Here is a 22,511-nt window from a genome sequence, read left to right as displayed (position 1 = left end):
TTGAGTGTGAATAAGCTTGTTTATAATACTGAAGGCTTTTTTTTGTCAAGATGTTTCTTGCGGCCAGGCAATACGCACATTATCGAAACCGGACAAGAGGTTCCGGCTGGTTTCCCGCCCCCGGTGGTTTTATTAATCCGAAAGTGAAATCAGGCTGTTCGGCGGACTGCCGGTGATTGTGGTCAGGGCGTCATTTATCTTTTTTAACAGATCCTCGCAATTGACACCCTTTTCGGCTGATTCCATAACCCCCATGCTGATGGTAACGGGCCGGCCGGTTTTGTCCGGGCAGAGGGCGGCTTGGGCTACTTTCTCCCGAAGCTGGCCGGCCACCAGCATGGCCGCGCTAAGCGGTGTTTCCGGTAGAATAACGCAGAACTCGTCGGCGCCGTACCGGGCGATGGTGTCCACAGTGCGCAGCCGTCCGGTGAGCAGGCCGGCAATCTCCACCAGGGCCGTGTCGCCGGCATGGTTGCCCAGGCTTTCGTTGATCGGTTTCAGGCCGTCGATGTCGATGACAATGACCGACAGGGCGCCGCCGTACCGCCGGTGCCGTTCCAGGTCTTCTTTGAGTTTTGTCTCAAAATAGTTCCTGTTGTAAAGGCCGGTCAGGGGGTCCCGTGTGCTGATAGCCAGAAGCCGGGTTTCAAGGGAAGCCACCTCTGTGGCGTCCTGGATCATCATGCAGATGTAATCCACCTTGTGGTCGTCTGAATAGACGGGGCCGATGGTGCAGTTCTGGCGCATGAACTTGAATTCCGGGGAGAGGTGATGGGCCGCGGTGATGGGCAGCACGTGGCGGTGGAGCTTATGGGAAAAAAAGGCCACATTGCCCAGGGTAAAAACGGTTTTGCATCCCCGCAAAAACCATTTCTGGTTCAGGTTGGGAAAATGATCCAGCAGCGGGGTGTTTTGAATCGTTTTTTCAGGAATGCCGGTGTGCATCTCCAGCCACCGGTTCCAGTGGCACACCCGCAGGTCCTTGTCCAGAACGGCGATACCGAGGTTGACCATATTAACGACTTGCGAAAAGATCATCGGGACCTCCTTGAAAAGAATGGTTGTACATATCATGGCGGGGCTTTTTCGTCAATTTCAATTCGTGGAACTGGTTATTAAACCGTTGCCCTTGAATTACTTTTCTGCAATAGTGGCGCTGTTGTTCAGACCTATACAGGCGTTTTTGGGAGGCGAAGCATGATCAGGAAGAGACAGATGGGGGTTCGGGCCAGGCTGATTTTTATCTCGGTATCCGGTGTGCTGATCATGGGCATGATCGGCATTCTGATTTCCGGGTCTTTTCTGTCCTCCCGGGGACGGCAGGAGGTCGCGGAGACGCGCCGAATGATGGTGGAAAACGAAAAGCAGAAACTGGCCGACCATGTCGGTATGCTTCACGCGTTTTTCTCCCGGCTGCATGCGACGGACGCCGCGGAAACGGTTCAAGGGCATGTGGACCTGGCCTGCGGTATGCTGGCCCATATCTATGAAACCGCGGGCATGCCGGCCGCGACCTCCCCGGATACCGCCGTTCCCCGAAAGCGGGCCCTGCCGAAGTCAGGATACGCTGGGGCCGATACCCGCATGGACCCGGGCCAGCTGCGGCAGGAGATGCTGTCGGCGGTGGAGCGGCTTCGGTACGGCGACAACGGTTATTTTTGGATCATGGACCTGCATCCCCGAATGATCCTGCACCCCGGCCGGCCGGAACTTGAGGGCCTTGACGTGACCGACTTTACCGGGCCTGACGGCACCAAGCCCTTTGCGGCCATTGCCGATATGTGCGCGGAAACGGATGAAGGCCGCCTGAGTTTTCTCTGGTCTGACGACGATCCGGCCAACGCCGTTCCCGTGACCGCCTATGTGAAACGGTTTACCCCTTTAAACTGGATCATCGGTACCACTGTGCCGGCAAACAGCCGAACCGGGACTGCGGCCATGCAGCAGGCACTGGAGACGCTTCGGTCCATGAGCGGTGATGCCCGGTCCCACTCCTTTTTCTGGGTGCTCGACGACCAGGGGGCAATTGTCCTGAACCCTTTTGGCGCCGGAAAAGAGACGGACACGCGGGCCGGCGGGCCGATAGCGGCCCTGGCCGCCATTGCCGAAAAGGCGGCGGAAAAAGGGCCTGTCACCGTTGAGCAGTTGCTGACAAGGCCGGGGGGAGCAACGCCTGACCCGGTGGTGATTCACGCCCGTTCCCTCGAGCCGTGGGGCTGGACCCTGGGGGCCGTGACCTGGCTGGACAGTGTTGAATCCGAGATGGCGGGCAAACGGTCCCAGATCATTGCCCAGAAGACCGGCCAGTTTTTGCGGCTGGCCGTGATTACCGTTCTGGTCTGCATGGCCATGATTCTTTTTGCCGTGATTGTGTCCCGCCGCATCGTGGCGCCCATGCGGCAGACCACGGCCATGCTGGAGGATATTGCCCAGGGCGCCGGAGACCTGACCCGGCGGCTGGAAGTGACCGGCACCGACGAGATGGGCATGATGGCCGTGTGGGTAAACCGGCTGATGGAACAACTGGCCCGGATCATGTCCGGTGTTACCCAGCGGGCGGAAACGTTCATCGGCTCCTCGGCATCGCTGCTGGACATCTCCAGGGAGCTGGAAACCGGGGCACGGCGCACGTCACGGCAGTTGAACACCATTGCCGCTTCAATGGAACAGTTGAGTTCCAATGCCCGCTCCATGGCTTCTGCCATGGAAGAGTCGGCCACCAACGTGGATATGGTGGCCACATCGTCGGAACAGATGACCGCCACCATCAACGAGATCGCGCAAAACAGTGAAATGGCCCGCCAGGATATCAGCCGTGCCGCGGCCCGGTCCAAAGAGGCTTTTGACCGGATCGCCGACCTGAGCCAGGCGGCCGGGGAGATCGACCGGATCACTGAAACCATCACCGAGATATCGGAGCAGACCAACCTGCTGGCCTTAAATGCCACCATTGAAGCGGCCCGGGCAGGAGAGGCGGGTAAGGGGTTTGCCGTGGTGGCCGACGAGATCAAGAAGCTGGCCGGCCAGACAGCGGACGCCACCGAGGAGATCAAGGACCTGATTCGAAACATTCAGACCGCCACCGGTGCCACTGCCGCGTCGGTGGAAGATGCCTCCAGTGTCATATCCGGGGTCCAGGAGGTGGTCTCTTCCATATCCGCGGCCATGGAACAGCAGTCTGTGGGAACCCGGGAAATCACCGCCAACATCGCCCAGGTGGCCCTGGCGGTGCAGGAGGTCTCCCGGAATGTGCAGCAGAGTTCCTCTACCAACGCCGAGGTGACCCGTGACCTGGCCCGGGTAAGCTTGTCCTCCGGTGAACTGGCCGACATCAGCACCAAGCTCTCTGGAAACGCTCAGTCCCTCTCCACGGTGGCGGAAGAGCTTAAACAGCTAGTAGACCAGTTCAAGGTGTAGCCCGAATATTTCATGAAATTTTTCAACATTGGTAAGTTTTTTATAATATACAGAATGTTGTAATAGATATCAGCCTTTTTTGAAAATACAAACTGTCATGAATGGCTTAAGGTATTTTGTGTCAATTTTATGTCGAAAAATTTCACCCTTCGGGCGAGTCACCTTGGTCCCGCCATCGGCGGGACTGTGTTGCGGAACATTCGCGGTAGATTGACTACAGCTTCATGTCCCGCGCCTTGCATCTGCGGCCAAATCAACTCGTGAAATATCCGGGCTGGCAAGTTAAGGGTTCGAGGAGTCGAGGATTCAAGGGTTCAAGGAACCAAGTGAAATACGATAAACAAAGACTTGAGGAAACCTCGAAAAATTAAATTTTTCGCAAAGACGCGAAGGCCGCAGAAGAAAATCAATTTTTAGAGATGCCCCTGATGAACCCCTTGAACCCTTGGCCCCTTGAATCCTCGAACCCTTTGATTGCCGTTCTTGTCAGCGGCGGAATAGATTCTCTGGTGGCGGCCCACCTGCTGAAACAGTCCGGGGCTGACGTGACGGCCATCCATTTTCTCACCGGGTATGAACCGGAAGACCGGGCAGGACGGCTTGAAAAGCTGTTTACGCAAATGGATATTCCGGTTTTCATTTTTGACTGCCGGACCGTGTTTCAATCCAATGTGGTGGACTATTTTACCGCTGCCTACCTTCGCGGTGAAACACCCAATCCCTGCATGGTGTGCAACAGCCGCATCAAGTTTGGGGCCTGCATGGACTACGCCCGTTCCCTGGGCGCCGATGCCGTTGCCACGGGCCATTACTGCCGGACAACCAAAGACCCGGACGGTGTGCGGCTCTGGAAAGGGGCGGACCCGGCAAAGGAGCAGAGCTATTTTCTTGCCTTTCTGTCCCAGGATCAGCTTGGCCGGGCCCGGTTTCCCCTGGAGCGGATGACAAAGGACCAGGTGCGGGCCCACGCGGCCCGGCACGGTCTTGTTCCCATTGAGAGCAAAGAAAGCCAGGATGTCTGTTTTATCAGGGGCGAAGAATGCGCCGATTTTATAGAGGCCCAGGTTCCGGCCATCCCGGGCCCGGGCCCGATTGAAGACATGACGGGCCGGTTGATCGGCACCCATTCCGGGCTGCACCGGTTTACCGTGGGCCAGCGCAGGGGAATCAACTGCCCGGCTGAACAGCCCTACTATGTGGCGGCCCTGGACATGGCGCGCAACTGCCTGAAGGTGGGGTTCCGGCAGGACCTGTTTGTCCCGGTCTGCCGGGTGGCGCAGGTAAACTGGATTCCGGACAGGCCGAAAGGTTCCATGAACGTGTCTGTAAAGATCCGGTACAATCAGACAGAAGTGCCGGCCCGGCTGACGGCCCTGGGCGAAACAGACGCGGTTGTTGAGTTTGTCACGCCCCAGTTTGCCGTGGCCCCGGGCCAGGGAGCGGTTTTTTATGACGGGGACGCTGTTCTCGGCGGGGGTATTATCAGGGCGGAATGAGAGCAAGATTAGGATTAGACGAAGGATTAAGGGTAAGATGAAGAGAAAGATGAACTGTATGTGGATACACAGGATTCAAGGATTCAAGGGTCCAAGGGGAAGAGTGCAAATTGCTCACTACCATCAATTGATGGATAAACGAAAGATTTGAATTATTTAATCATAAGTACCTGATGAAAAGCTTTATCATTAAAACCCTGGGGTGCAAGGTTAATCAATTTGAATCCGAGGCCATTGCAGCGGCCCTGATCTCCGAAGGATGGTGTCTGGCCGATGCCGGCGGCCCTGCTGATCTTTGCATTGTCAACACCTGCACCGTGACCTCCAGGGGCGCCATGCAGTCCCGCCAGCTGCTCCGCCGGCTCCGGCGCGAACACCCTTTTGCCATGGTCCTTGCCACGGGGTGCCATGCCACCCTGAACGCAGAGGAGCTGGCCGCCACCGGTGCGGTGGACTGCATCGTGTACCACTGCGCCAAGTACCGGATTCCTGAGACCGTCCGGTCCATGGAAGACGCTTTTACGCCTGGCGGCCCTGTTCGCATCGTGGACCAGGGGGAGCGCCGTGACCTGTTTACCCGGCTTTCCCCGGCGGCGGTGACCGGGTTTCGGACCCGGGCCTTTCTGCGCATCCAGGACGGGTGCAACGCTTTTTGCGCCTACTGTATCGTGCCCCATGCCCGGGGCCCCAGCGTCAGCATGACGCCGGACCGGGTGATGGCAGCCCTTGCCGCGCTTGACGCGGACGGCCGCCGGGAGGTGGTGCTGGCCGGCATTCACCTGGGCCTTTACGGCGCCGATCTGTCGCCCTCGGTCTCCCTTCTGGAACTGCTTACAACCGTTGTCCGGCGCCGGCTCGTATCCCGGCTGCGGCTCAGCTCCATTGAGCCGTGTGAGCTCACCGATGACCTGCTGGACCTGGCGGCCGGCACCGACATGATCTGCGACCATTTTCACCTGCCCCTGCAAAGCGGTTCCAACGATGTGCTGGGCCGCATGGGCCGGCCCTACACCGCTGAAGTTTATGCCGACCGGGTGGCGGCGGTGCGAAAACGGGTGCCCCATGCCGCCATCGGCGCGGATGTGCTGGTGGGGTTTCCCGGTGAAACCGCCGCCCTGTTTGAAGAGACCTTTTGCCTGGTTGAAACCCTGCCGGTGAGCTACCTGCATGTTTTTCCCTTTTCGTCCCGGCCCGGCACCCGTGCCGCGGCCATGGACAACCCGGTGCCGGCAGAAGAGATCAAGTCCCGTTGCGCCCGGCTGCGGAATCTGGGGGCGGAAAAGAAACGGATTTTCTGTCAAAATAATTACGAAAGAATGGTGCCGGCCCTGGTGGAGGAGACGCCGGACCGCAAAACCGGCCTGCTCAAGGCGGTTTCCACCAATTACCTGTCTGTTCTGGTCAAGGGGCCGGAAGCGCTTCGGGGGCAACTGGTGAATGTCCGGATCGGGGAGCAGGTGGAGGGGTTGCAGGTAAAAGGGGAAATCGCGACCCCGGCGCGTGCGGCACGGGAAGAAGCCGACAAATGAATATTTTTCGCAAAAAAATGTTTGGACCGGTGGTGGCGTATGAGGCAGGGTATGGCCCTGTGGGCCGCCCCCTGATGACTGTCCATTTTTACCGGACCGGCAATGTGCTGATCGACACCGGCCAGAACCACATGCGAAAGACAATTACCGCGGCCCTGGCCAAAGAAGATGTTTGCGCCATTCTGTTGACCCATTACCATGAAGACCACAGTGGCAATGCCCGGATTCTCTCCCTTCAGCATGGCGTGCCGGTGCTCGGCCATTTTCTGACAGCGGAAAAACTGAAAACTGAATATTCAATCTTTCCCTACCAGCGCCTGATCTGGGGAAAAACCGACCCGGTGGCGGTATCGCCCCTGCCGGCGGTTGTGGATGCCGGCGACTGCACCCTGACGCCGGTTCACACGCCGGGCCACAGCAAAGACCACACCGTTTTTCTGGATGCGGACAACGGCCGGCTTTTTTCAGGTGACCTCTATCTTGGGGACCGCATCAAGTATTTCCGGGCCGATGAAACCTTTGTCGACCAGCTTGCCTCCCTGCGCAGGGTGCTGACCCTGGACTTTGACTGGCTGCTCTGTGCCCACCGGCCCTGCATCGGCAACGGCAAGGCCCATATTCAGCGAAAGCTGGCCTTTCTGGAAGATCTGCAGGGCGAGGTCCTGGGACTGGTTGAAAAGGGGGATGACGCGGACGCTGTCATTCAACGGATGAAAGACCGGGAGGTGCGGTTTATCAAGTGGCTCTGCATGGGCAACGTGAGTTTTGCCAACATGGTCCGGGCCATTATACGGGAGGCCGGCCCGGCCTAGAAACCCCGCTCCCTGCGAATGGTCTCGTAGGCCTCGTGGATTTCGCGGAATTTTTCAGCGGCAAAGGCGGTAAACTCGTCGGGCAGGCCCTTGGAGGCGATTTTGTCCGGGTGAAATTCGGACACCAGTTTACGGTACTGCTTTTTTATCTCTTCATCGGTGTTGCTTCTTTCACTCTTGAGCACGGCATAGACCGAATCCGAGCTTTTCACGTATCGCTCTTTAATCCGGCTGTACGCGGCCTCGCTGTATTGAAAGATCCGGGCCGCGGACTGAATCAGGGCCTCTTCGTCCGGGCTGATATGGCCGTCGGCCAGGGAGACCCGCAGCAGGATATCAAGCATCAGGTCCAGCAGTTCGGGTTTGTCGGCAAATCTTTCGTGGAACTGGCGGGCAAACTGGTCAAACGTGTTGCTCGAGGCAGCGGCCTGGCGAAAGATGCGAAAGGCCACCTGCTGGTTTTTTTCGGTCATGGAAAGGTCCTGAGCCATGAAGCGCTGGACCGCTTCCATTTCTTCTTTCGTTACCCGGCCGTCCACGGCGGCCAGTTTGGCCAGCATGGAAAAACCGGCCACAAAAAAGGTCATCTGGGCCTCTTCCTCGGGTGAAAGCAGGGTGGGGCCGCCGCCGGAAAGCGCCCGCTCTTCCTTCGTGTCAAAGGCGTGGCCGAACACCCCGCCCAGAATCGCGCCCACCGGGCCACCCAGGGCAAACCCGAGGGTGCCGCCCACCATTTTACCGATCCAGCTCATTGATCCTGTCCTTTTTTGATTCTGATAAAAAAACACAAGTTAGAGGATGTGGCGGGGTTTGTCAATCCGGGCCGGCCGGCACGGTCATTACATCGGCCGGCGGTGGAGTGTCCGGCAGGAACCAGCCTTCCAGGGCCTGCTGATATCCCGGGGCATCAAGCGCGCCCATGGCGGCATGGTAAAATGCAAAGGTCTGTCCCGTGATGGCGTCGGGCTTTGCAAACCCGTTGTAGGCGGCCATATACCGGTCGGCCAGGGCGGGGGTATCTTTCATCTCCTGCCAGAACCGGTGCAGGGTTTTGCCGGTGAGGGGGCGGGGGCCCCATGCTGCGCCCCGCTGCCATTTCCCGGTGAGAAGGTCCAGAAACCACTCTTCCATGCCGGCAATGGTAAAACCGGCCGGATCAACCGTTACCACTCGAAACACCGGGTTGTTGTCAAATACCGGGGAGACCGCGGCCGTCACCAGCACCACTGCCGGCGGGCCGGCATCCGTGCGCAACAGGCGAAAGTCGTTCCGGTGAATGTGGCCTGCAAAGAGGGCTGCCACGGTATCTGGATATCGTGTGAGGATCTGTTTCAACGGTGCAAGGTACGTCTGATTGAGAAGCAAGACCGGTTTTTTCGGAACCGCGCGGCCGGGATTTTTTTGCAGGGTGGAATAGACGCTGATGCCCGGCGGTATGTGCATCAGCACCCAGACCTTTTCCTTGCGCCGGGCCGCATGGTCTATGCGGTCTTCCAGCCACGCCAGTTGTTCGGCGGCCGGACCGGGGCCGGCTTTCGACGTTTTTCTGGAGAAGAACGTGGTGTTGAGAGAAAAAACGCGAAGGTTTTTTCGGCCCAAAAGGCGGGTTTCAAAATAACCGCCCTGGCGATAGGTGGCGGCAAACGTTTTTTCGTCCTGCCCGGTCTTGAGAAACGCCTGCCCCAGAAGCGGGGCTGAGGCCTTGAAAAAAGGGCTGTGAGCAGTGGCGCGGTAGTCGCCTTCATAGCTGTCCGTGTTGCCCAGAGAGAAGAGAACCGGCGCATCCGGAAAATAGAAGGTAAAACGGGAGACGAGAAAAGAGAGGGTTTTGTCGATAAAGGCGGAACAGGCCGCCGGATTTTTTTCCCCTGTGATGGCCGCGTATTTTTCATTAAAACCATGGGCCAGAAAATCGCCGGAGCAGATAATAAATTCAGGCCGGGCAAGCCGGGCGCGCATCGCCTGCAGGGTGGACTCCAGAAGGGCAAGGCCGGTCTGTTCCCCGGCTTTTGGAAGACGGCCCTGAAGGGGGGAACCTGCCAGGATGGAAGGCCACTCTTTTTCGGGCCGGCGATTGAGCTCCGGCACAATGGCCGGATCGAAAAAGGGATCAAAGTGAATGTCCGAACACCACAGGCCCTGAAAATTCTGTCCGGCCCATACGGGGCAGGCCCATGGAATAGAGAGCAGCAGCAGAAAGAAAAGAACCGCCAGCCGTATCTGCCGCTGTTTTGGCGATTTCCGTCGGGTGCTGTGGTATGCGTTCGATTCCAAGCGCGTATCCGGTCCGGTGTGTGGAAATAAAGCCTGTGTATGGATAGCAATGGCGCAAAACCGTGTCAACCGGTTTTGACAAAAGGCGTGCCCGTATTTCGACAGTGTGCGTTTTTTTGCGCAACAGGCATAAAACACTGTTTATTATTTTACACTCTTATGGTATGTTGCCGAAACAGATCAATTTTCACATTTGAAAGTAGAAAGGGTTGGAATGCATATGCACAGGGTAGAGGCCAGGGATCTGCCGGATCTCTGGTTTCAGGCGGTTTACGATATTCTGGACCATGGTCGGCGGTTTACCATCGACCGGGGCTCTTTTGCCGGCCAGACCCGGCTGGAGTACGACTATTTTACCGGATATGTGAAGTTTCCCGGCACACCCCCCATTCTGCCTGATATTCCGGCCTCCTGCGGCATTCCCAATCCCGTGGAGGAGGCCTATGTTTACGGCGGTGACGGTTATGACCGTGCCTACATCGAATACCTGATGACCCCCCGAAAAGAGCCGGGGGAGTCCTACACCTACGGCGAGCGGCTGACCCGGGCCCCACTTTACGGCGACAAGCTGGCATGGTGGCACGAAAATGCTTCGGAAATCGTGGACCGGCGGGAGCCGGACGGCAAAATCGTGTTTGAGGAGGACGGCCGGCTTTACATCAACCAGATTGAATGGGTCATTGACACCTATAAACGGTTCGGCGCCCGGAACAACCAGATGGTGCTTCAGGTGGCCGAACCCTCGGACCTGGCCCTGCTGGACCCGCCCTGCCTCCGTTCCATCGACACCCGGATCCAGGACGACCAGTTGATTTTCTTTGTTTATTTCCGTTCCTGGGACCTGTGGGGCGGGCTTCCCGCCAACCTGGCGGGCATTCAGAATTTAAAAGAGTACATGGCCGGTGAGATCGGCGTGGCCGACGGCCCCATGATCGTGGAGAGCAAGGGGCTGCACCTGTATGGATATGCCGAGGATCTGGCCAAATTGAGATGTCTCAAAACATAATGGCCACAACAGAAAGATAATGATGTTGGACGTCCTTGAAAGGGAGGGCGAAAAATTATGCATTCAATCCGTGCAGACAAGGAAAAAAACAGGCTCTACCTCACGCTGGGCAAACTGGACAGCCTGGAGGAGATGATGAAGGTGGCCGAGGGAATTCGTGACGTTTGCAAAGACCTGCGTTCCGGGTTTACCTGCCTCACCGACCTGAGGGATTTTGAGCTGCTTGATGAGCAGTACGAATTTCTCATCAGCGGCGTTCAGGAGTTTCTGGTTGATGCCGGCGTTTCCGAAGTGGTCCGGGTGGTCCGCAAATATGGAAGCTGGGGCCATATTCAGTTTGACAAGACCTCCATGAACGTCGGATACCGGGGCCGGTATGCCAATGATATGCAGGAAGCCGAAGACATCCTGGACGGCAAGGTCGATTGATGTTCCGCTGTTTTTTTGACGCCAGCCCGCGGCCGGTTCACCCCAATACCTGTTCCACACCTGATCCATGCGTATTTACGCTGTTGCCGACATACACGGCAGGTCCCACCGGTTTGACATGATCCGTCGCCGGGTGGCGGACCTCAACGCCGACCTGCTGGTGGTGGCCGGTGATGTGGCCGGCTGGTTTTCCGCAAACCGTTCCATGGAAGAACTTTCCCGCATGCCGGTGCCAGTGCTGGCTGTGCGGGGCAACAGCGACGGCCGACGAATGGAACAGACCGTTTTTCACCGGAAAAATATCTCCTGGCTTCACCTCAACCGGATGAACGTGGAAGGCCTTGTTTTTTCCGGGATCAGCGGCACCTTTCTGCTTCCTTTTGACTCCCGGCTCTGCCTGGCGGAACAGCGGATGGTTGCCGGGGTCGGCAATCAGTTTACAGGCGTATCGGTACTGGTGGCCCATCCGCCGCCCAGGGGTGTGCTGGACCGGGTGTTCGGCCGGTGGCATGCGGGCTCGGCGGGGTTACGGCAGATTATTACAGAGAACCGGATTCCGCTGGTGATTTGCGGCCATCTTCACGAGATGCCGGGTGTGGCCCGGCTGGAAGAGACCCTGGTGGTCAATTGCAGTATCGGCGGAAAAGGGCAGGGGGCATTGATTCAATATGAGCCGGGCATGTCCCCGCAGGTGGAGATGCTGCCGGTATGACAGGCCCGGTCTACTGGACAAGGGCGGTCAGAAAACGGGCACCAACGGTAAAGGGTTTTGACTGCATGGTCTTTTCCCGTCTGCACCAACGAACTTCGGCCAGGTAAATCATCATTTCATGGCCGGCCTGGGGCAGGGGGCCCAGTTGCACCCGGATCATCGTGCCCGGCGTCAGCCGGGTGTCGGCCTCAAAACAGAGCCCGCCGGTGCTTTCGTTGATCAGGACCGCGTTGTGAAAATCAGGAGTGTCGGCAACGGCGTATCGAATGTGGGCCTGTCGATATCCCCGGGGATAGGTCCGTCGGGTATGGAGGATGACGGGCCGATGAGTGCCCTGGAATGCCGCGTTTTTTGCGGTAAATGCCGGTTCGGCCGGGGACGCGGGAAGCCGGACAACGGTGTCGTCATGGATGCGGGAATAGGTCATATCGCACCTCCTGTGCTGACGTATTGAAACGATCCCTCTGGATGACGGCGGGTCCGGACAGAGCAGGGGTAAAAACAGGTTGCCGAACGGATTGGGAATTGATTCCACCATACCAATGGCATGAAATAAGGTCAAGCAGGAAATGACGTGGCATAAAGCAAAAATCGGGGGGCCGGGTTCGGGCAAAAATGCTTGCTCAAGGAAAAGGAGATGCCGGTGATGAAATGCGGCCCCCTGCGTCCCATTCAGCGGGTGATGCTGATTTTTCCGCCTTTTTTTGACGTAAAACATGTATTTGATCCCATGGTGTGCCCGCCCCTTGGCATTGCCTCCCTGGCCGCCTATATTCGGGACCGGGTGGATGTGGCGATTCTCGACTGCGTGGCAGAGGCCCCCGGCCAGCGCGAGCCGGAAGGTGACCTCTATGAGCGGGTGGGGCTCTCCTGGGATCAGATTTTAGATTGTATTCGGGCGTTTGCTCCCGACATGGTGGGCATCTCCTGCCTGTTTTCCAACCAGTTTGCCTGTGTCCGGGTGTTGAGCGAAAAGATAAAGCGGGAGATTGACCCGGACATGGTGGTGGTTGCCGGCGGCACCCACCCCTCTTTTCTGGCTGAGCAGACCCTTTTGAAAACAGCGGTGGACTACGTGGTGCTGGGTGAAGGGGAACTCGGGCTGGCCGGTATTCTCGACGCCCACAACCGGGGCGAACGAGTTGAAGAGATTGACGGTATCGCCTTTCGTGGCGAGAACGGCGCGATTCGCGTAAACCAGCGGACTACCTGGATCGAGAATCTTGATGATCTCCCCCTGCCGGCCCGGGACCTGCTGCCCATGGAGGCCTATTTCAAAGCCGGCAAGCCCATGGCCTACCATTGGCGAAAGCGGCGCAACACCCCGATTGTCTCCAGCCGGGGGTGTCCCTTTGGCTGCCCGTTCTGCTCCTCCTATCTTCACTGGGGAAAGCGGTTCCGCACCCGGTCTGCTGAAAACGTTCTGGCGGAAATCGCCCACCTGAAAAGCCGATACGATATTCAGGAACTCAAGTGGCAGGACGACAACCTCACCGCCGACCGGAAACGGGCCATGGCGATTTTTCGCGGCATGGTCGACCGTGGCCTTACCATGCCATGGAACACGCCCAACGGCATCGCCCTGTGGACCATCGACGATGAGCTGATGGGCCTGATGAAACAGAGCGGCTGCTACCAGATCACCCTGGCTGTGGAGTCCGGAGATCCGGACACCTTTGCCGCTTACGTGAAAAAGCCCTTTTCCCTGGACAGGGCCAGAGAGGTGGCCCGCCTGGCGAAAAAACACGGCATATCCACAGTGGCCTATTTTATTATCGGATTTCCCGGCGAGACCCTGGAGCAGGTCCAGCGTTCCATGCGGTTCGGCCTGGACCTGGGCGTGGACTACCTGGTGCCGTTTGTGTTCAACCCGCTGCCCGGCTCTGATCTGTGGCGAACCTGCGTTGAAAGCGGGCGGATCACCGAGGATTACGCCTATGAAAAGGGCAACCACTACCACCAGGCCCGGCTCAACGTGGCCGCGTTTGACGCCAGGGAACTGGAGTTGATTCAGCGGCGCACCTATTTGCGGAACCTGCTGCGCATGCCCCTGCGGAATCCAAAGGAATTCGCGGCCTGGTACGGACGCCAGCTTTTTTTCCAGCCCGACTTTCTGGCCCTTTTTGCGGCCAACATCATGGACACCGGAAAGCTGCTTTTTCAGAAGGCCATGGGCCGGCCGGCCGGCACTTCCTCCTCCTGACGGCCCGGTACAAAAACATGATCCACTTGACAAACAGGGGTGTTTTGGTAATAACCTGTTCTATTATTTTGAACAAAACAGTTGCTATCAGGGGGTGCCATGGAAGACGCCATTCAGTCCGCGCAAGCCCCGGCCAATGAGCTGGAAGACCTGAAAGCCCGGTATGAAAAGCTGGTGGAGATCAACAGCAGCTTGAACGAACGGGTGCTGGAGCTTTACACGCTTTACAACGTGAGCCGGACCCTGAGCACATCCCTGCACGTGGCCGACCTGTTTGAGGTGGTCATGGGCCTGATCGGCGAGGCCCTTAACGTGGACCAGTACTGCCTGATGTTTCTGGATGACGAGCTTCAGAAACTTCAGATCCGCGCCAGTCACGGCATTCCGGAAACGGTGGTCATGCATGGCGAAATCAAGGTCACGGCCGGGGTTTCCGGAAGAGTGGTGTCCGGCGGACACCCTGTGTTGATTGATGACATCAGCAAGGAAAGCGATTTTTTCTATTTTCCCGGCAGCGGCATAAAGCAGGGCAGTTACCTGGGCGTGCCCCTGAAAAACCAGGAAGGTGTTATCATCGGCGTTCTCAACGCGCATAAACCCATGGTCAACGGGTTTTCAAAAAACGACCTGCGGCTTTTTGCCGCGGTGGCGGAAAACGTGGCCATTGCGGTCAGCAACGCCATGACCCTGCAGCAGACCCGGGAACTGATTCGAAAAGATGAGCTGACCGGCCTGTACAACCGCCGCTATTTTTTCGAACGGTTCGAGCGGGAGGTCTACCGGTCCCGGCGTTACGGCCGTACCATCTCCCTTATGATGATCGATATCGATCACTTCAAGGAGTACAACGACAGCTACGGTCACCTTCGGGGGGACCGGGTGTTGAAGACCATTTCCCGTATTTTTGAGTCCAGCCTGCGAAAGATTGACGTGGTGGCCCGTTACGGGGGCGAGGAGTTCCTGGTGCTGCTGCCGGAGACCAGCCGGGAGAACGCCATTCGTGTGGCGGAAAAACTGCGCCAGGCCGTGGAAAAGGTCGACTTCAACGAAGACGCCCCCAACCTGGGCCCTTGTGCCCTGACCATCACCATCGGTGTTTCAGCGATCCCCGACGATGCCAACGAGCCGATTCTGGCCCTGGACCTGGCCGACAAGGCCCTTTACATGGGCAAGGCCCAGGGTCGCAACCAGGTGTGCAGCAAGGTGCCAAAAGAGACTGTCTGACCGAACGCGGCGGTCCGCCGTTTTCCATCAGTCCAGCGAGTCGCCACGATTATCTCAGTTTTTTATCGGTATTTTTCAATTGTGAAAGGAAGGAACGCATGAACCAGCAAACGGTTTACATTGTCTATTTTTCTCCGGCCGGCACTACGCGGATGGTGGCCCAGGCCCTGGCCCACGAGGCCTCTACCGCCGGATATCCAGTGGTGAGCCTGGACCTGGCGTCCAGGAGCACTGATGTAAAAGTGGTACAGTCCCGGATCAGTAAAGGGGATATCCTGTTTGCCGGGACACCTGTTTATGCCAACCATCCGGTGCCGGTGGTGATGGATTTTCTGGCAGGCCTTTCTGAAACAGAAGGCGCGTATGCCGCGCCCTTTGTCACATTCGGCGCAGTCTCCAGCGGTGTGGCCCTGCGGGAGATGGCCACAATGGCAAAAGAAAAGAAAATGACCGTGCTGGGCGGGATCAAGGTGGCGGCCCGGCACTCCATGCTGTGGCAGTCTGACGCGCCCCTGGGCAAGGGCCGTCCCGATGAAAAAGACATGGCCGAGGTGGCCCGGTTTGCCCAGGCCGTTATGGGCAAGGCATCCGCGGACGGTAAAGCCGGGCCGTTACCGGAGGACGCGTTGAACTATCAGCGGCAGGAAGTTCAGGAAGCGGCAAAGGCAGCGGGGCTGCACGTGATAAAACCCATGCTGCTTCCTTTTGACGTAAACATCGATGCCTGCACCCAGTGCGGCCTGTGCGTGGAAAACTGTCCCACGGCCAACATCACCCTGGAGGAGGGGCCGGTGTTTGCCGACCGGTGCGTGGTCTGCTTCAACTGCGTCCGGGTGTGCGAACCCGGTGCCATCAGCAGCAAAGTGCTGCCCTTTATCGAAGCCGACCTGCACAAGCGGTTGGACTTTTTCAGGGAGCCGGCCGAAACCGTGGCGTTTGTCTGAAGAATATGCCGGGTCAGGGCTGCACGCTGTTCCCGGCGCCGGGCCACCACAGGTAGTACAGGCCCGGCTTAAGCGCGGGCATGCTCTCCAGCAGATCAATGTTGACCAGTGCCCCGGAATGGGCCCCGTATTGTGTCACCAGGGTATTGTAGATGGTGTCGTTGGGATAGTAGGTCCGGCGATAGGTCACCACGGCCGCGTTGTCCGGCAGCCCGGCCATCTTTTTTGCCTGGGCCAGGGCGTCTTCAAGATAGCCGACCTGGTCAACCAGGCCGGCGGAAAGGGCGTCGTCAGCCGTAAAGATGCGGGCTGTTTTGATTTTTTCCATGTCTGGCTTCTGATCGGCCCGGTGCTTCTCCACCAGCCCGGCAAACCGCCCGGCCATGTCGTCGATGATACCGTCAAACAGAGCGTCCTCCTCCGCCGTGGTATCCCGGAAAGGGGAGCCCATGTCCTTGTGCTTGCCCGATTTGCGGATTTTCATGTCCAGCCCCAGCTTGTCCATCAAACCGCTGACCCGTGGCGTGACAAAAATCACGCCCACTGACCCGGTAAGCGTGGTGGGATGGGCCAGGATGTGGTCCGCCGGCAGGGAGATGTAATAACCGCCGGAGGCTGCCACATCCATCAGGGCCGCCACAACGGGTTTGCCGGTCTGCTGTTTGAAATCCATCAACTCCTTGTACATGATGTCGCTGGCCGTGATGGTGCCGCCCGGCGAATTGACCTTCAGCACCAGGGCTTTGATGGATGGGTCCTCTTTTGCCAGTGCCAGCTGGGCCACGAATTCGTCCAGCATGCCCGGATGGTTGCGGGACATGAAATCCCTGGTGGGCTTATCTGTAATGGCGCCGTTGACTGAAACCATGGCGATTTTCTGGGGGCCTGAGCCCTCCAGTACGAACTCCCGCAGCGGGTCAGTGGCATCGGCCGGCAGTTTGAGGCCGGGCAGGCTGCATCCCGGCAACACCATGGACAAAATTCCCGCGATAAGAAATGCGATAAGAAGGGCAGGGGTCTTTCCGGTAACGGTTGAAAAGGATTTCATATGGATGCCTCATGTGTCTGGGTTGAAAGGTGAACCACCATACCACGATCCGGGTGATTCGAGCAACAGGAACCCGTACTCATCTGATAAAGTCCTTGACATTTGGAACCGGCTTAACTATTCAATTTAATTGTTATCAGGTGCAATCAAGCATAAAAGGGAATCCCGTGAAAATCGGGAGCGGACCCGCCGCTGTAATCGGGGACGAAAGCCGCAGAATGTCACTGCTTCATTCAAGTGAAGTGGGAAGGCGCGGCCGGTAGGATGATCCGGGAGTCAGAAGACCTGCCTGGTGACGGGTTTTCCGCCTATGGGAATAGATGGAAAACCAACGGATCTTGAGGATAAAAAAGGGAATCCCCGGGTCGATGAATGTCGATCCGGGGATTTTTTTTGGCACGCGGAACAAGGGAAAAAATCATGAAGCACCGAAAAACGCGCCGAATGAAAACGCTGTGGGTTGTTCTGGTATGGCTGGCCTGTTGCGCGGCATGGCCGCAAGCCTGGGCCGGGAATGAAGAAGGTGAGCTTCGACTGTTATTAAAAGAGACCTGTGGCCGTGTTGAGTCCTTTGTGCAAACCGACCTGCCGTTTTTGATCGACGAGCGACAGGAACGGCTGGACCGGGTACGGCAGATGGTGACGGATGAAGATGTTCCCTTCTCAGACGCCCTTGACCGGCTGATGGAGACACTCTTTGCGGAGGTCGAATACGGTAACACCGTTGATGTTTACCGGGAAACCATCATGATCGATGATCGCAAAGCGGTGGTAGACGTGCTGCGGCTGGGCCGGGCGGCCCTTTTTTACCAGACCCTGGACGGGACGCAGGCCGGTCGTTACAGCAGGGAGCGGGCCGGGTGGGAGCCGCTGGATGGCCGGTGGCGGCGCGGCGTGAGTGCGGCCATGGAGATGGCCCTTAAAAGACGGCCCGTGGAACTGCTTTGCCTGCCCATGGGACGGCCTGTAGAAAACCGGCCGTCGGCGGAAGGTTCCCCTTCTGTAACCGCACCAGAGGACACTGAAACTCAAGTTGTGCCGGTTGCCGCCAAAGACATGGATGCCGTGGCCGGGCAGATCCGCCGGTATGCCCAGGAAGCACGGGTGGTGATTAACAACAGCCCCCAGAGCGGCACAGAGAAAAACCGGGGCGCTTTTCTGGAACGCCTGGCCGGCATGGAGAGCATCCCTTCTTTGTCAGACCTGGAGGCCATGGTTGACCTGCTGATGGACGAGGCCGTCAAATCCGGCCGGGTCCGCCGGGTCAAGGGGACGATCATCGACCCGGCAGGCCGGGAAAAGGCAGCAGACCTGCTGATGGCCGGCAACCTCACCACGCTTTACCATACAGCGGATGACACCGGTTATGCCCTGTATTCAGAAACCGGGAACCGGTTTTTTGCCCTTTCCAGGTCTGCCGGCTGGCGGGTGGATCGTGTCAACCGGCAGTATATTTCCGGCAACAGAGACGCTTTTTACATGGACATCACCCAGGGCGCGGCCCTGCGGGAAATGGTCCATCGGCCGGGCCTGGCCGGCCAGATTGCAAAGGGCGGCCCCATTGTGTGGCCGATTCTCGCCATCCTGGTGATGGGCCTTACCATCATCATTGAAAGGGCCGTCTACCTGTGGAAGCGGACCTGTGACGCGGAAACCTTCATGGCCCATGTGGGCCGCTGCATTGCCGGCGGCCAGTGGGACGCCTGCCGGCTGGCCTGCGAAAAAAACCAAAAACAGTCGGTGCCCCGGGTGATCGGCACGGCCGTGGCTTTTGGACAAATGGACCGGGAGTCCATGGAAAACGCCCTTCAGGAGGCGATCTTAAACGAAGTCCCCCGGCTGGAGCGGTTTTTGTCCACCCTGGGCCTGCTGGCGGCCATTGCGCCGCTGCTGGGCCTGCTGGGCACGGTCACGGGCATGATCCAGACGTTTCACGTGATCACCTATTACGGTACCGGCGATGCCCGCATGCTGTCCGGCGGTATTTCCGAGGCCCTGGTGACCACCATGCTGGGCCTGTGCGTGGCCATTCCGTTAATGCTGGGACACACCCTGCTCACCCGGAAGGTGGAGACCCTGATCGGCCAGATGGAGGAAAAGGCCGTGGCTTTTGTCAACATGATATTCAAGTCCCGGACCATTGCCCCATGAACATGGTGATGGACCACCTGTTCCGCGTGGGCGAATACCTGGCCGGCGGCGGGCCGGTCATGGTGCCGCTGCTGGCGGTTTCCTTTGTGCTGTGGCTGCTGATCGCGCACAAAAGCCTGGTGCTGCGCCGGCTGAACGCCACCGGCATCTCCCGCCGGCAGGCCGGGGAGCTGATCACCGCCGGCAGAACCCCACCCGCGAAGTGTGCCGGTATCAATGCCGTGCTGGTCCGTCATTTTCTGGCCCGGCGCACCGGAAGCGCGGCTGTGGACGGGTACATCCTGGACGAAATCGTTCTGCACCTGGTGTTTTCTCTGAACCGCCACCTGTCGGTCATTGCCGTGCTGGCGGCCATTGCGCCGCTGCTGGGCCTGCTGGGCACGGTCACCGGCATGGTGGCCACCTTTGACGCGCTGACCCTTTTCGGCACCGGTAATGCCCGGGCCCTGGCCGGTGGTATTTCCGAGGCCCTGATCACCACACAGGCCGGTCTGCTGGTGGCCATTCCCGGCTTTTACATGAGCGGGTTCCTGGCCCGGCGCACCGCCCTTCTCAAACAGCGGGCCGCGGCTCTGGGCATGTATATGAAACGTTTTTTGTAACCACGGGAGAAGGCAATGCTCAATATTTCAGCGGCCCGGCGGGCCGGAAAAAGAGGGGTGGAACTCAACATGGCGCCCCTGATCGACATGATTTTTATCCTGTTGATCTTTTTCCTGGTGACCACCAGTTTTGTCCAGGAGACCGGGCTGGACATTGACAAGCCGTCCGCCGCCACCGCCGTTGTCCGGGAAAGCGCTGACCTGGTGATCGGCATTACCCGTGAGAACCGGATTTTTATGGGCAGACGGGAGATTGACGCGGACCGCCTGCGCCTGGCCGTGGAACGGGCGATCACGGAAAAGCCCGAAGCCGAGGTGTTGATCGTGGCCGACACCCAGAGCGCCACCGGCACGGTGATCGAGGTGATGGATGCCTGCCGGCTGGCCGGGGCCAGGGCCATATCCATGGCCGCGGGCATACCGGAACAGCAATGAAAGGCGAAAGCTGCAGATGAAAGCCACCCCTGTGATTCATGCCGGGAATTTTCAGAAAGGCCGGGATTGGGCCGCTGCCGCCGGCCTTGCGCTGCTGATCAACCTGCTGCTGTTTGCGGCCCTGCCGGCGGTGAAACTGCCGCCGGCGCCGGCTGCAGAACCTTACCGTCAGCCCGGTCCGGTCACGGTCACCCGGCTGCGCCCCTCCCGCCCCCTCCCGGCACCGGCCCCTTTGGTAAAGCCTTCAGTGCCTGAAAAAAAACCGGAAGCTACGGCGCCCGCCAGGTCCGTTCCTGCCGTGAAAAAAGTTCCTGCCGTGTCACCGGAACCGGTTGAAACGACCCGGCCGGATTCCGGCGCTGAAACCACACCTGAAGCCCCGCCGGTGCCTGCCGGGCCACAGGTGTTTGATGCCATGGACCTGGACAGCCCTCTTGTGCCTGTATTCCGAAAGCCCCCGGTTTATCCGGCCCATGCCAAACGGCGGAACATCCAGGGGTGGGTGACGGTCTCCTTTCTGGTGGACGCAAAAGGCCGGGTAACGGATGTGACTGTGACAGAATCCGATCCTGAATCGATTTTTGACGACAGCGTGATTCAGTGCGTGAGTGGATGGCGGTTTAAACCCGGCACCATTGCCGGCCGGCCGGTGGTCACAAAGGTCACCACCACCATCCGGTTTGAGCTGAAAGCAGACGAATGAAAAAATCCCCAAAAAGCATCATGTTTCTCGGCACCGGCTCGGACGTGGGCAAGAGTGTCATCACCACGGCCTTTTGCCGGATATTAAAACAGCGGGGCGTGCGCGTGGCCCCCTTCAAGGCCCAGAACATGTCCAACAACGCCTACGTGACCCTGGAGGGCGGGGAGATCGGCCGGGCCCAGGCCGTGCAGGCCGAGGCCGCCGGCCTGCTGCCCTCGGTCCACATGAACCCGATACTGCTCAAGCCCGTGTCTGACCGCGGGGTTCAGGTGGTGGTGCAGGGCAGGGTGGTCGACACCCTGTCAGGCCGGGCCTACTACGAATCCCAGGACCAGGTCCGAAGCCGGATCATGGAAAGCTTTTCCCATCTGGCCGACCGGTACGAAGCGATCGTCATGGAGGGGGCCGGCTCCTGCTGCGAGGTCAACCTGCGGCCCCGTGATGTTGTCAACTTTGAGATGGCCCTGGCAACCGGTTCGCCGGTGGTGCTGGTGGCAGACATCGACAGGGGCGGGGTGTTTGCCCAGATCATCGGCACCATGGAACTGATATCGCCAAAAGAACGTGACCTGGTGGCCGGTTTTATCATCAACAAGTTCCGGGGCAATCCGGATCTTTTTACCGACGGTATCTCTTTTATCGAACAGCGTACCGGCAGGCCGGTACTGGGGCTGGTGCCATACTTCAAGGATATTCATATCGACATGGAAGACTCCATGTCCCTGGACGAAACGATTGCGCGCACCGGCCCGGTAAAGGGAAAAATCAATATTGCCGTGGTAAAGGTGCCGCACGTTGCCAATTTTACCGATATTCACGCCCTGGAGCAGGAGCCGGAGACAAACATTGTCTGGTTGTCGTCTCCGGTGGATCTGGAACCATACCAGGCCGTGATCCTGCCGGGCAGCAAGAGCGTGATCGCCGACATGACGGTTCTGCATGAACAGGGATGGCCCCATGTCCTTGCCCGTTACCTGGAAGCAGGGCAGGGAAGGGTGGTCGGCCTGTGCGGGGGCTACCAGATGCTGGGCCGGACCATTGAGGACCCGGAAGGGGTGGAGGGCGCGTCCCCTCACGCTACAGGGTTTGGCCTGCTGGATATCGCAACCCGCATCGAAGCGGTCAAGCAGGTGCGCCTGTCTTCGGGCCGGGACCGGCTTTTCGGCGCCCAAGTCCACGGCTACGAAATTCACATGGGCCATACCCGGATGGGGGAGCAGGCCCTGCCGTTTATTAATTTTGATCATGAGCCGGACGGGGCCGTTTCCGCGGATGGCCGGGTAATGGGCACCTACCTTCACGGCCTGTTTGATTCCGGGGTGTTTCGCGGCCGGTTTCTGGCAGCCCTGGCAAAAGCCGGTCATATCCTTTTTGATCCATCTGCTTTGCGGGAGGATTATGACCAGGTCCGGCAGCGCAACTACGACCTGCTGGCCGGGCACGTGAAACACCATGTTGACGTGGATCGCATACTGGCCCTGATGGGGATATGAACTTTGCCAAAAGCAAAAGGGCCGGGCAAAAGC

20 protein-coding genes and 1 riboswitch are annotated in these 22,511 nt (G+C 58.6%); of the genes, 15 read left to right on the top strand and 5 right to left on the bottom strand.

The genetic code is table 11. From position 1 onward, the window contains the following. Window positions 1–132 precede the first annotated feature (132 nt). Window positions 133–1,038, bottom strand: a complete 906-nt coding sequence (locus tag DOLE_RS09010; protein ID WP_012175172.1) for a sensor domain-containing diguanylate cyclase — start codon at window positions 1,036–1,038, stop codon at window positions 133–135. 159 nt (window positions 1,039–1,197) lie between these two features. Here DOLE_RS09010 and DOLE_RS17345 point away from each other — a divergent pair, with 159 nt between their 5' ends. The 4 genes from DOLE_RS17345 to DOLE_RS08985 all read left to right on the top strand — a co-directional run bounded on the left by DOLE_RS17345 (window position 1,198) and on the right by DOLE_RS08985 (window position 7,254). Beyond that, window positions 1,198–3,417, top strand: a complete 2,220-nt coding sequence (locus DOLE_RS17345) for a methyl-accepting chemotaxis protein (RefSeq protein ID WP_012175171.1) — start codon at window positions 1,198–1,200, stop codon at window positions 3,415–3,417. A gap of 428 nt (window positions 3,418–3,845) precedes the next feature. Beyond that, complete coding sequence (gene mnmA / locus DOLE_RS08995) at window positions 3,846–4,913, top strand: tRNA 2-thiouridine(34) synthase MnmA (RefSeq protein ID WP_167320867.1); 1,068 nt, start codon at window positions 3,846–3,848, stop codon at window positions 4,911–4,913. Between the two features lie 173 nt (window positions 4,914–5,086). Beyond that, window positions 5,087–6,442 (top strand): tRNA (N(6)-L-threonylcarbamoyladenosine(37)-C(2))-methylthiotransferase MtaB, encoded by a 1,356-nt coding sequence (gene mtaB / locus DOLE_RS08990; RefSeq protein WP_012175169.1) that lies wholly within the window; start codon window positions 5,087–5,089, stop codon window positions 6,440–6,442. Further along, entirely contained in the window at window positions 6,439–7,254 is an 816-nt protein-coding gene (locus DOLE_RS08985; RefSeq protein WP_012175168.1) for an MBL fold metallo-hydrolase, read from the top strand. Before mtaB ends, DOLE_RS08985 begins: the two co-directional genes overlap by 4 nt. On the opposite strand, the gene DOLE_RS18675 is transcribed toward DOLE_RS08985, so the two are convergent. Both DOLE_RS18675 and DOLE_RS08975 read right to left on the bottom strand, forming a co-directional pair. Beyond that, complete coding sequence (locus tag DOLE_RS18675; protein ID WP_012175167.1) at window positions 7,251–8,006, bottom strand: TerB family tellurite resistance protein; 756 nt, start codon at window positions 8,004–8,006, stop codon at window positions 7,251–7,253. The two genes, DOLE_RS08985 and DOLE_RS18675, sit on opposite strands and share 4 nt — an antisense overlap. 61 nt (window positions 8,007–8,067) lie before the next feature. Then, window positions 8,068–9,528 (bottom strand): metallophosphoesterase, encoded by a 1,461-nt coding sequence (locus DOLE_RS08975; protein ID WP_041280457.1) that lies wholly within the window; start codon window positions 9,526–9,528, stop codon window positions 8,068–8,070. 214 nt (window positions 9,529–9,742) lie between these two features. Between DOLE_RS08975 and DOLE_RS08970 the strand changes: the two genes are divergently transcribed. From DOLE_RS08970 to DOLE_RS08960, 3 genes are all read left to right on the top strand, one after another. Next, the gene (locus DOLE_RS08970; protein WP_012175165.1) at window positions 9,743–10,534 is read left to right on the top strand and encodes a thymidylate synthase; all 792 of its coding nucleotides are present in this window, start codon (window positions 9,743–9,745) and stop codon (window positions 10,532–10,534) included. 57 nt (window positions 10,535–10,591) lie between these two features. Next, the gene (locus DOLE_RS08965; protein WP_012175164.1) at window positions 10,592–10,963 is read left to right on the top strand and encodes a hypothetical protein; all 372 of its coding nucleotides are present in this window, start codon (window positions 10,592–10,594) and stop codon (window positions 10,961–10,963) included. A gap of 67 nt (window positions 10,964–11,030) precedes the next feature. After that, entirely contained in the window at window positions 11,031–11,675 is a 645-nt protein-coding gene (locus tag DOLE_RS08960; RefSeq protein WP_012175163.1) for a metallophosphoesterase family protein, read from the top strand. 10 nt (window positions 11,676–11,685) lie between these two features. On the opposite strand, the gene DOLE_RS18435 is transcribed toward DOLE_RS08960, so the two are convergent. Next, complete coding sequence (locus DOLE_RS18435) at window positions 11,686–12,102, bottom strand: PilZ domain-containing protein (protein WP_041280456.1); 417 nt, start codon at window positions 12,100–12,102, stop codon at window positions 11,686–11,688. Between the two features lie 210 nt (window positions 12,103–12,312). On the opposite strand from DOLE_RS18435, the gene DOLE_RS08950 reads away from it, so the two are divergent. From DOLE_RS08950 to DOLE_RS08940, 3 genes are all read left to right on the top strand, one after another. Next, a complete protein-coding gene (locus DOLE_RS08950) occupies window positions 12,313–13,878 on the top strand; it encodes a B12-binding domain-containing radical SAM protein (RefSeq protein ID WP_012175162.1) in 1,566 nt (521 codons plus the stop codon). A 99-nt stretch (window positions 13,879–13,977) separates the two neighbouring features. After that, window positions 13,978–15,102: a sensor domain-containing diguanylate cyclase gene (locus DOLE_RS08945; RefSeq protein ID WP_012175161.1), complete on the top strand. Its 1,125-nt coding sequence runs from the start codon at window positions 13,978–13,980 to the stop codon at window positions 15,100–15,102. A gap of 98 nt (window positions 15,103–15,200) precedes the next feature. After that, window positions 15,201–16,046 carry an EFR1 family ferrodoxin gene (locus DOLE_RS08940; RefSeq protein ID WP_012175160.1) on the top strand — a complete coding sequence of 282 codons (846 nt, stop codon included), beginning with the start codon at window positions 15,201–15,203 and terminating at the stop codon, window positions 16,044–16,046. A gap of 13 nt (window positions 16,047–16,059) precedes the next feature. Here the strand turns inward: DOLE_RS08940 and sppA are convergent, their stop codons facing one another. Next, the gene (gene sppA, locus DOLE_RS08935) at window positions 16,060–17,094 is read right to left on the bottom strand and encodes a signal peptide peptidase SppA (RefSeq protein ID WP_153304399.1); all 1,035 of its coding nucleotides are present in this window, start codon (window positions 17,092–17,094) and stop codon (window positions 16,060–16,062) included. Between the two features lie 121 nt (window positions 17,095–17,215). Beyond that, window positions 17,216–17,401: riboswitch (cobalamin riboswitch) on the top strand. A gap of 113 nt (window positions 17,402–17,514) precedes the next feature. Here sppA and DOLE_RS17340 point away from each other — a divergent pair. Genes DOLE_RS17340 through DOLE_RS08910 form a run of 5 tightly spaced genes read left to right on the top strand, consistent with a single transcriptional unit; the run spans window position 17,515 to window position 22,478 of the window. Then, window positions 17,515–19,245, top strand: a complete 1,731-nt coding sequence (locus tag DOLE_RS17340) for a DUF3450 family protein (protein ID WP_012175158.1) — start codon at window positions 17,515–17,517, stop codon at window positions 19,243–19,245. Next, window positions 19,242–19,847 carry a MotA/TolQ/ExbB proton channel family protein gene (locus tag DOLE_RS08925; protein WP_012175157.1) on the top strand — a complete coding sequence of 202 codons (606 nt, stop codon included), beginning with the start codon at window positions 19,242–19,244 and terminating at the stop codon, window positions 19,845–19,847. The genes DOLE_RS17340 and DOLE_RS08925 overlap by 4 nt, the downstream gene beginning before the upstream one ends. 15 nt (window positions 19,848–19,862) lie before the next feature. Beyond that, window positions 19,863–20,282 carry an ExbD/TolR family protein gene (locus DOLE_RS08920; protein ID WP_012175156.1) on the top strand — a complete coding sequence of 140 codons (420 nt, stop codon included), beginning with the start codon at window positions 19,863–19,865 and terminating at the stop codon, window positions 20,280–20,282. Between the two features lie 16 nt (window positions 20,283–20,298). Next, window positions 20,299–20,985 (top strand): energy transducer TonB, encoded by a 687-nt coding sequence (locus DOLE_RS08915; protein ID WP_012175155.1) that lies wholly within the window; start codon window positions 20,299–20,301, stop codon window positions 20,983–20,985. Beyond that, entirely contained in the window at window positions 20,982–22,478 is a 1,497-nt protein-coding gene (locus DOLE_RS08910) for a cobyric acid synthase (RefSeq protein ID WP_012175154.1), read from the top strand. The genes DOLE_RS08915 and DOLE_RS08910 overlap by 4 nt, the downstream gene beginning before the upstream one ends. Window positions 22,479–22,511 lie beyond the last annotated feature (33 nt).

Origin of the sequence: Desulfosudis oleivorans Hxd3, assembly GCF_000018405.1 — a bacterium.
GTDB lineage: Bacteria > Desulfobacterota > Desulfobacteria > Desulfobacterales > Desulfosudaceae > Desulfosudis > Desulfosudis oleivorans.
Note: the sequence above shows the minus strand (reverse complement) of the source record. Positions and strands in the feature narration are given on the sequence as shown.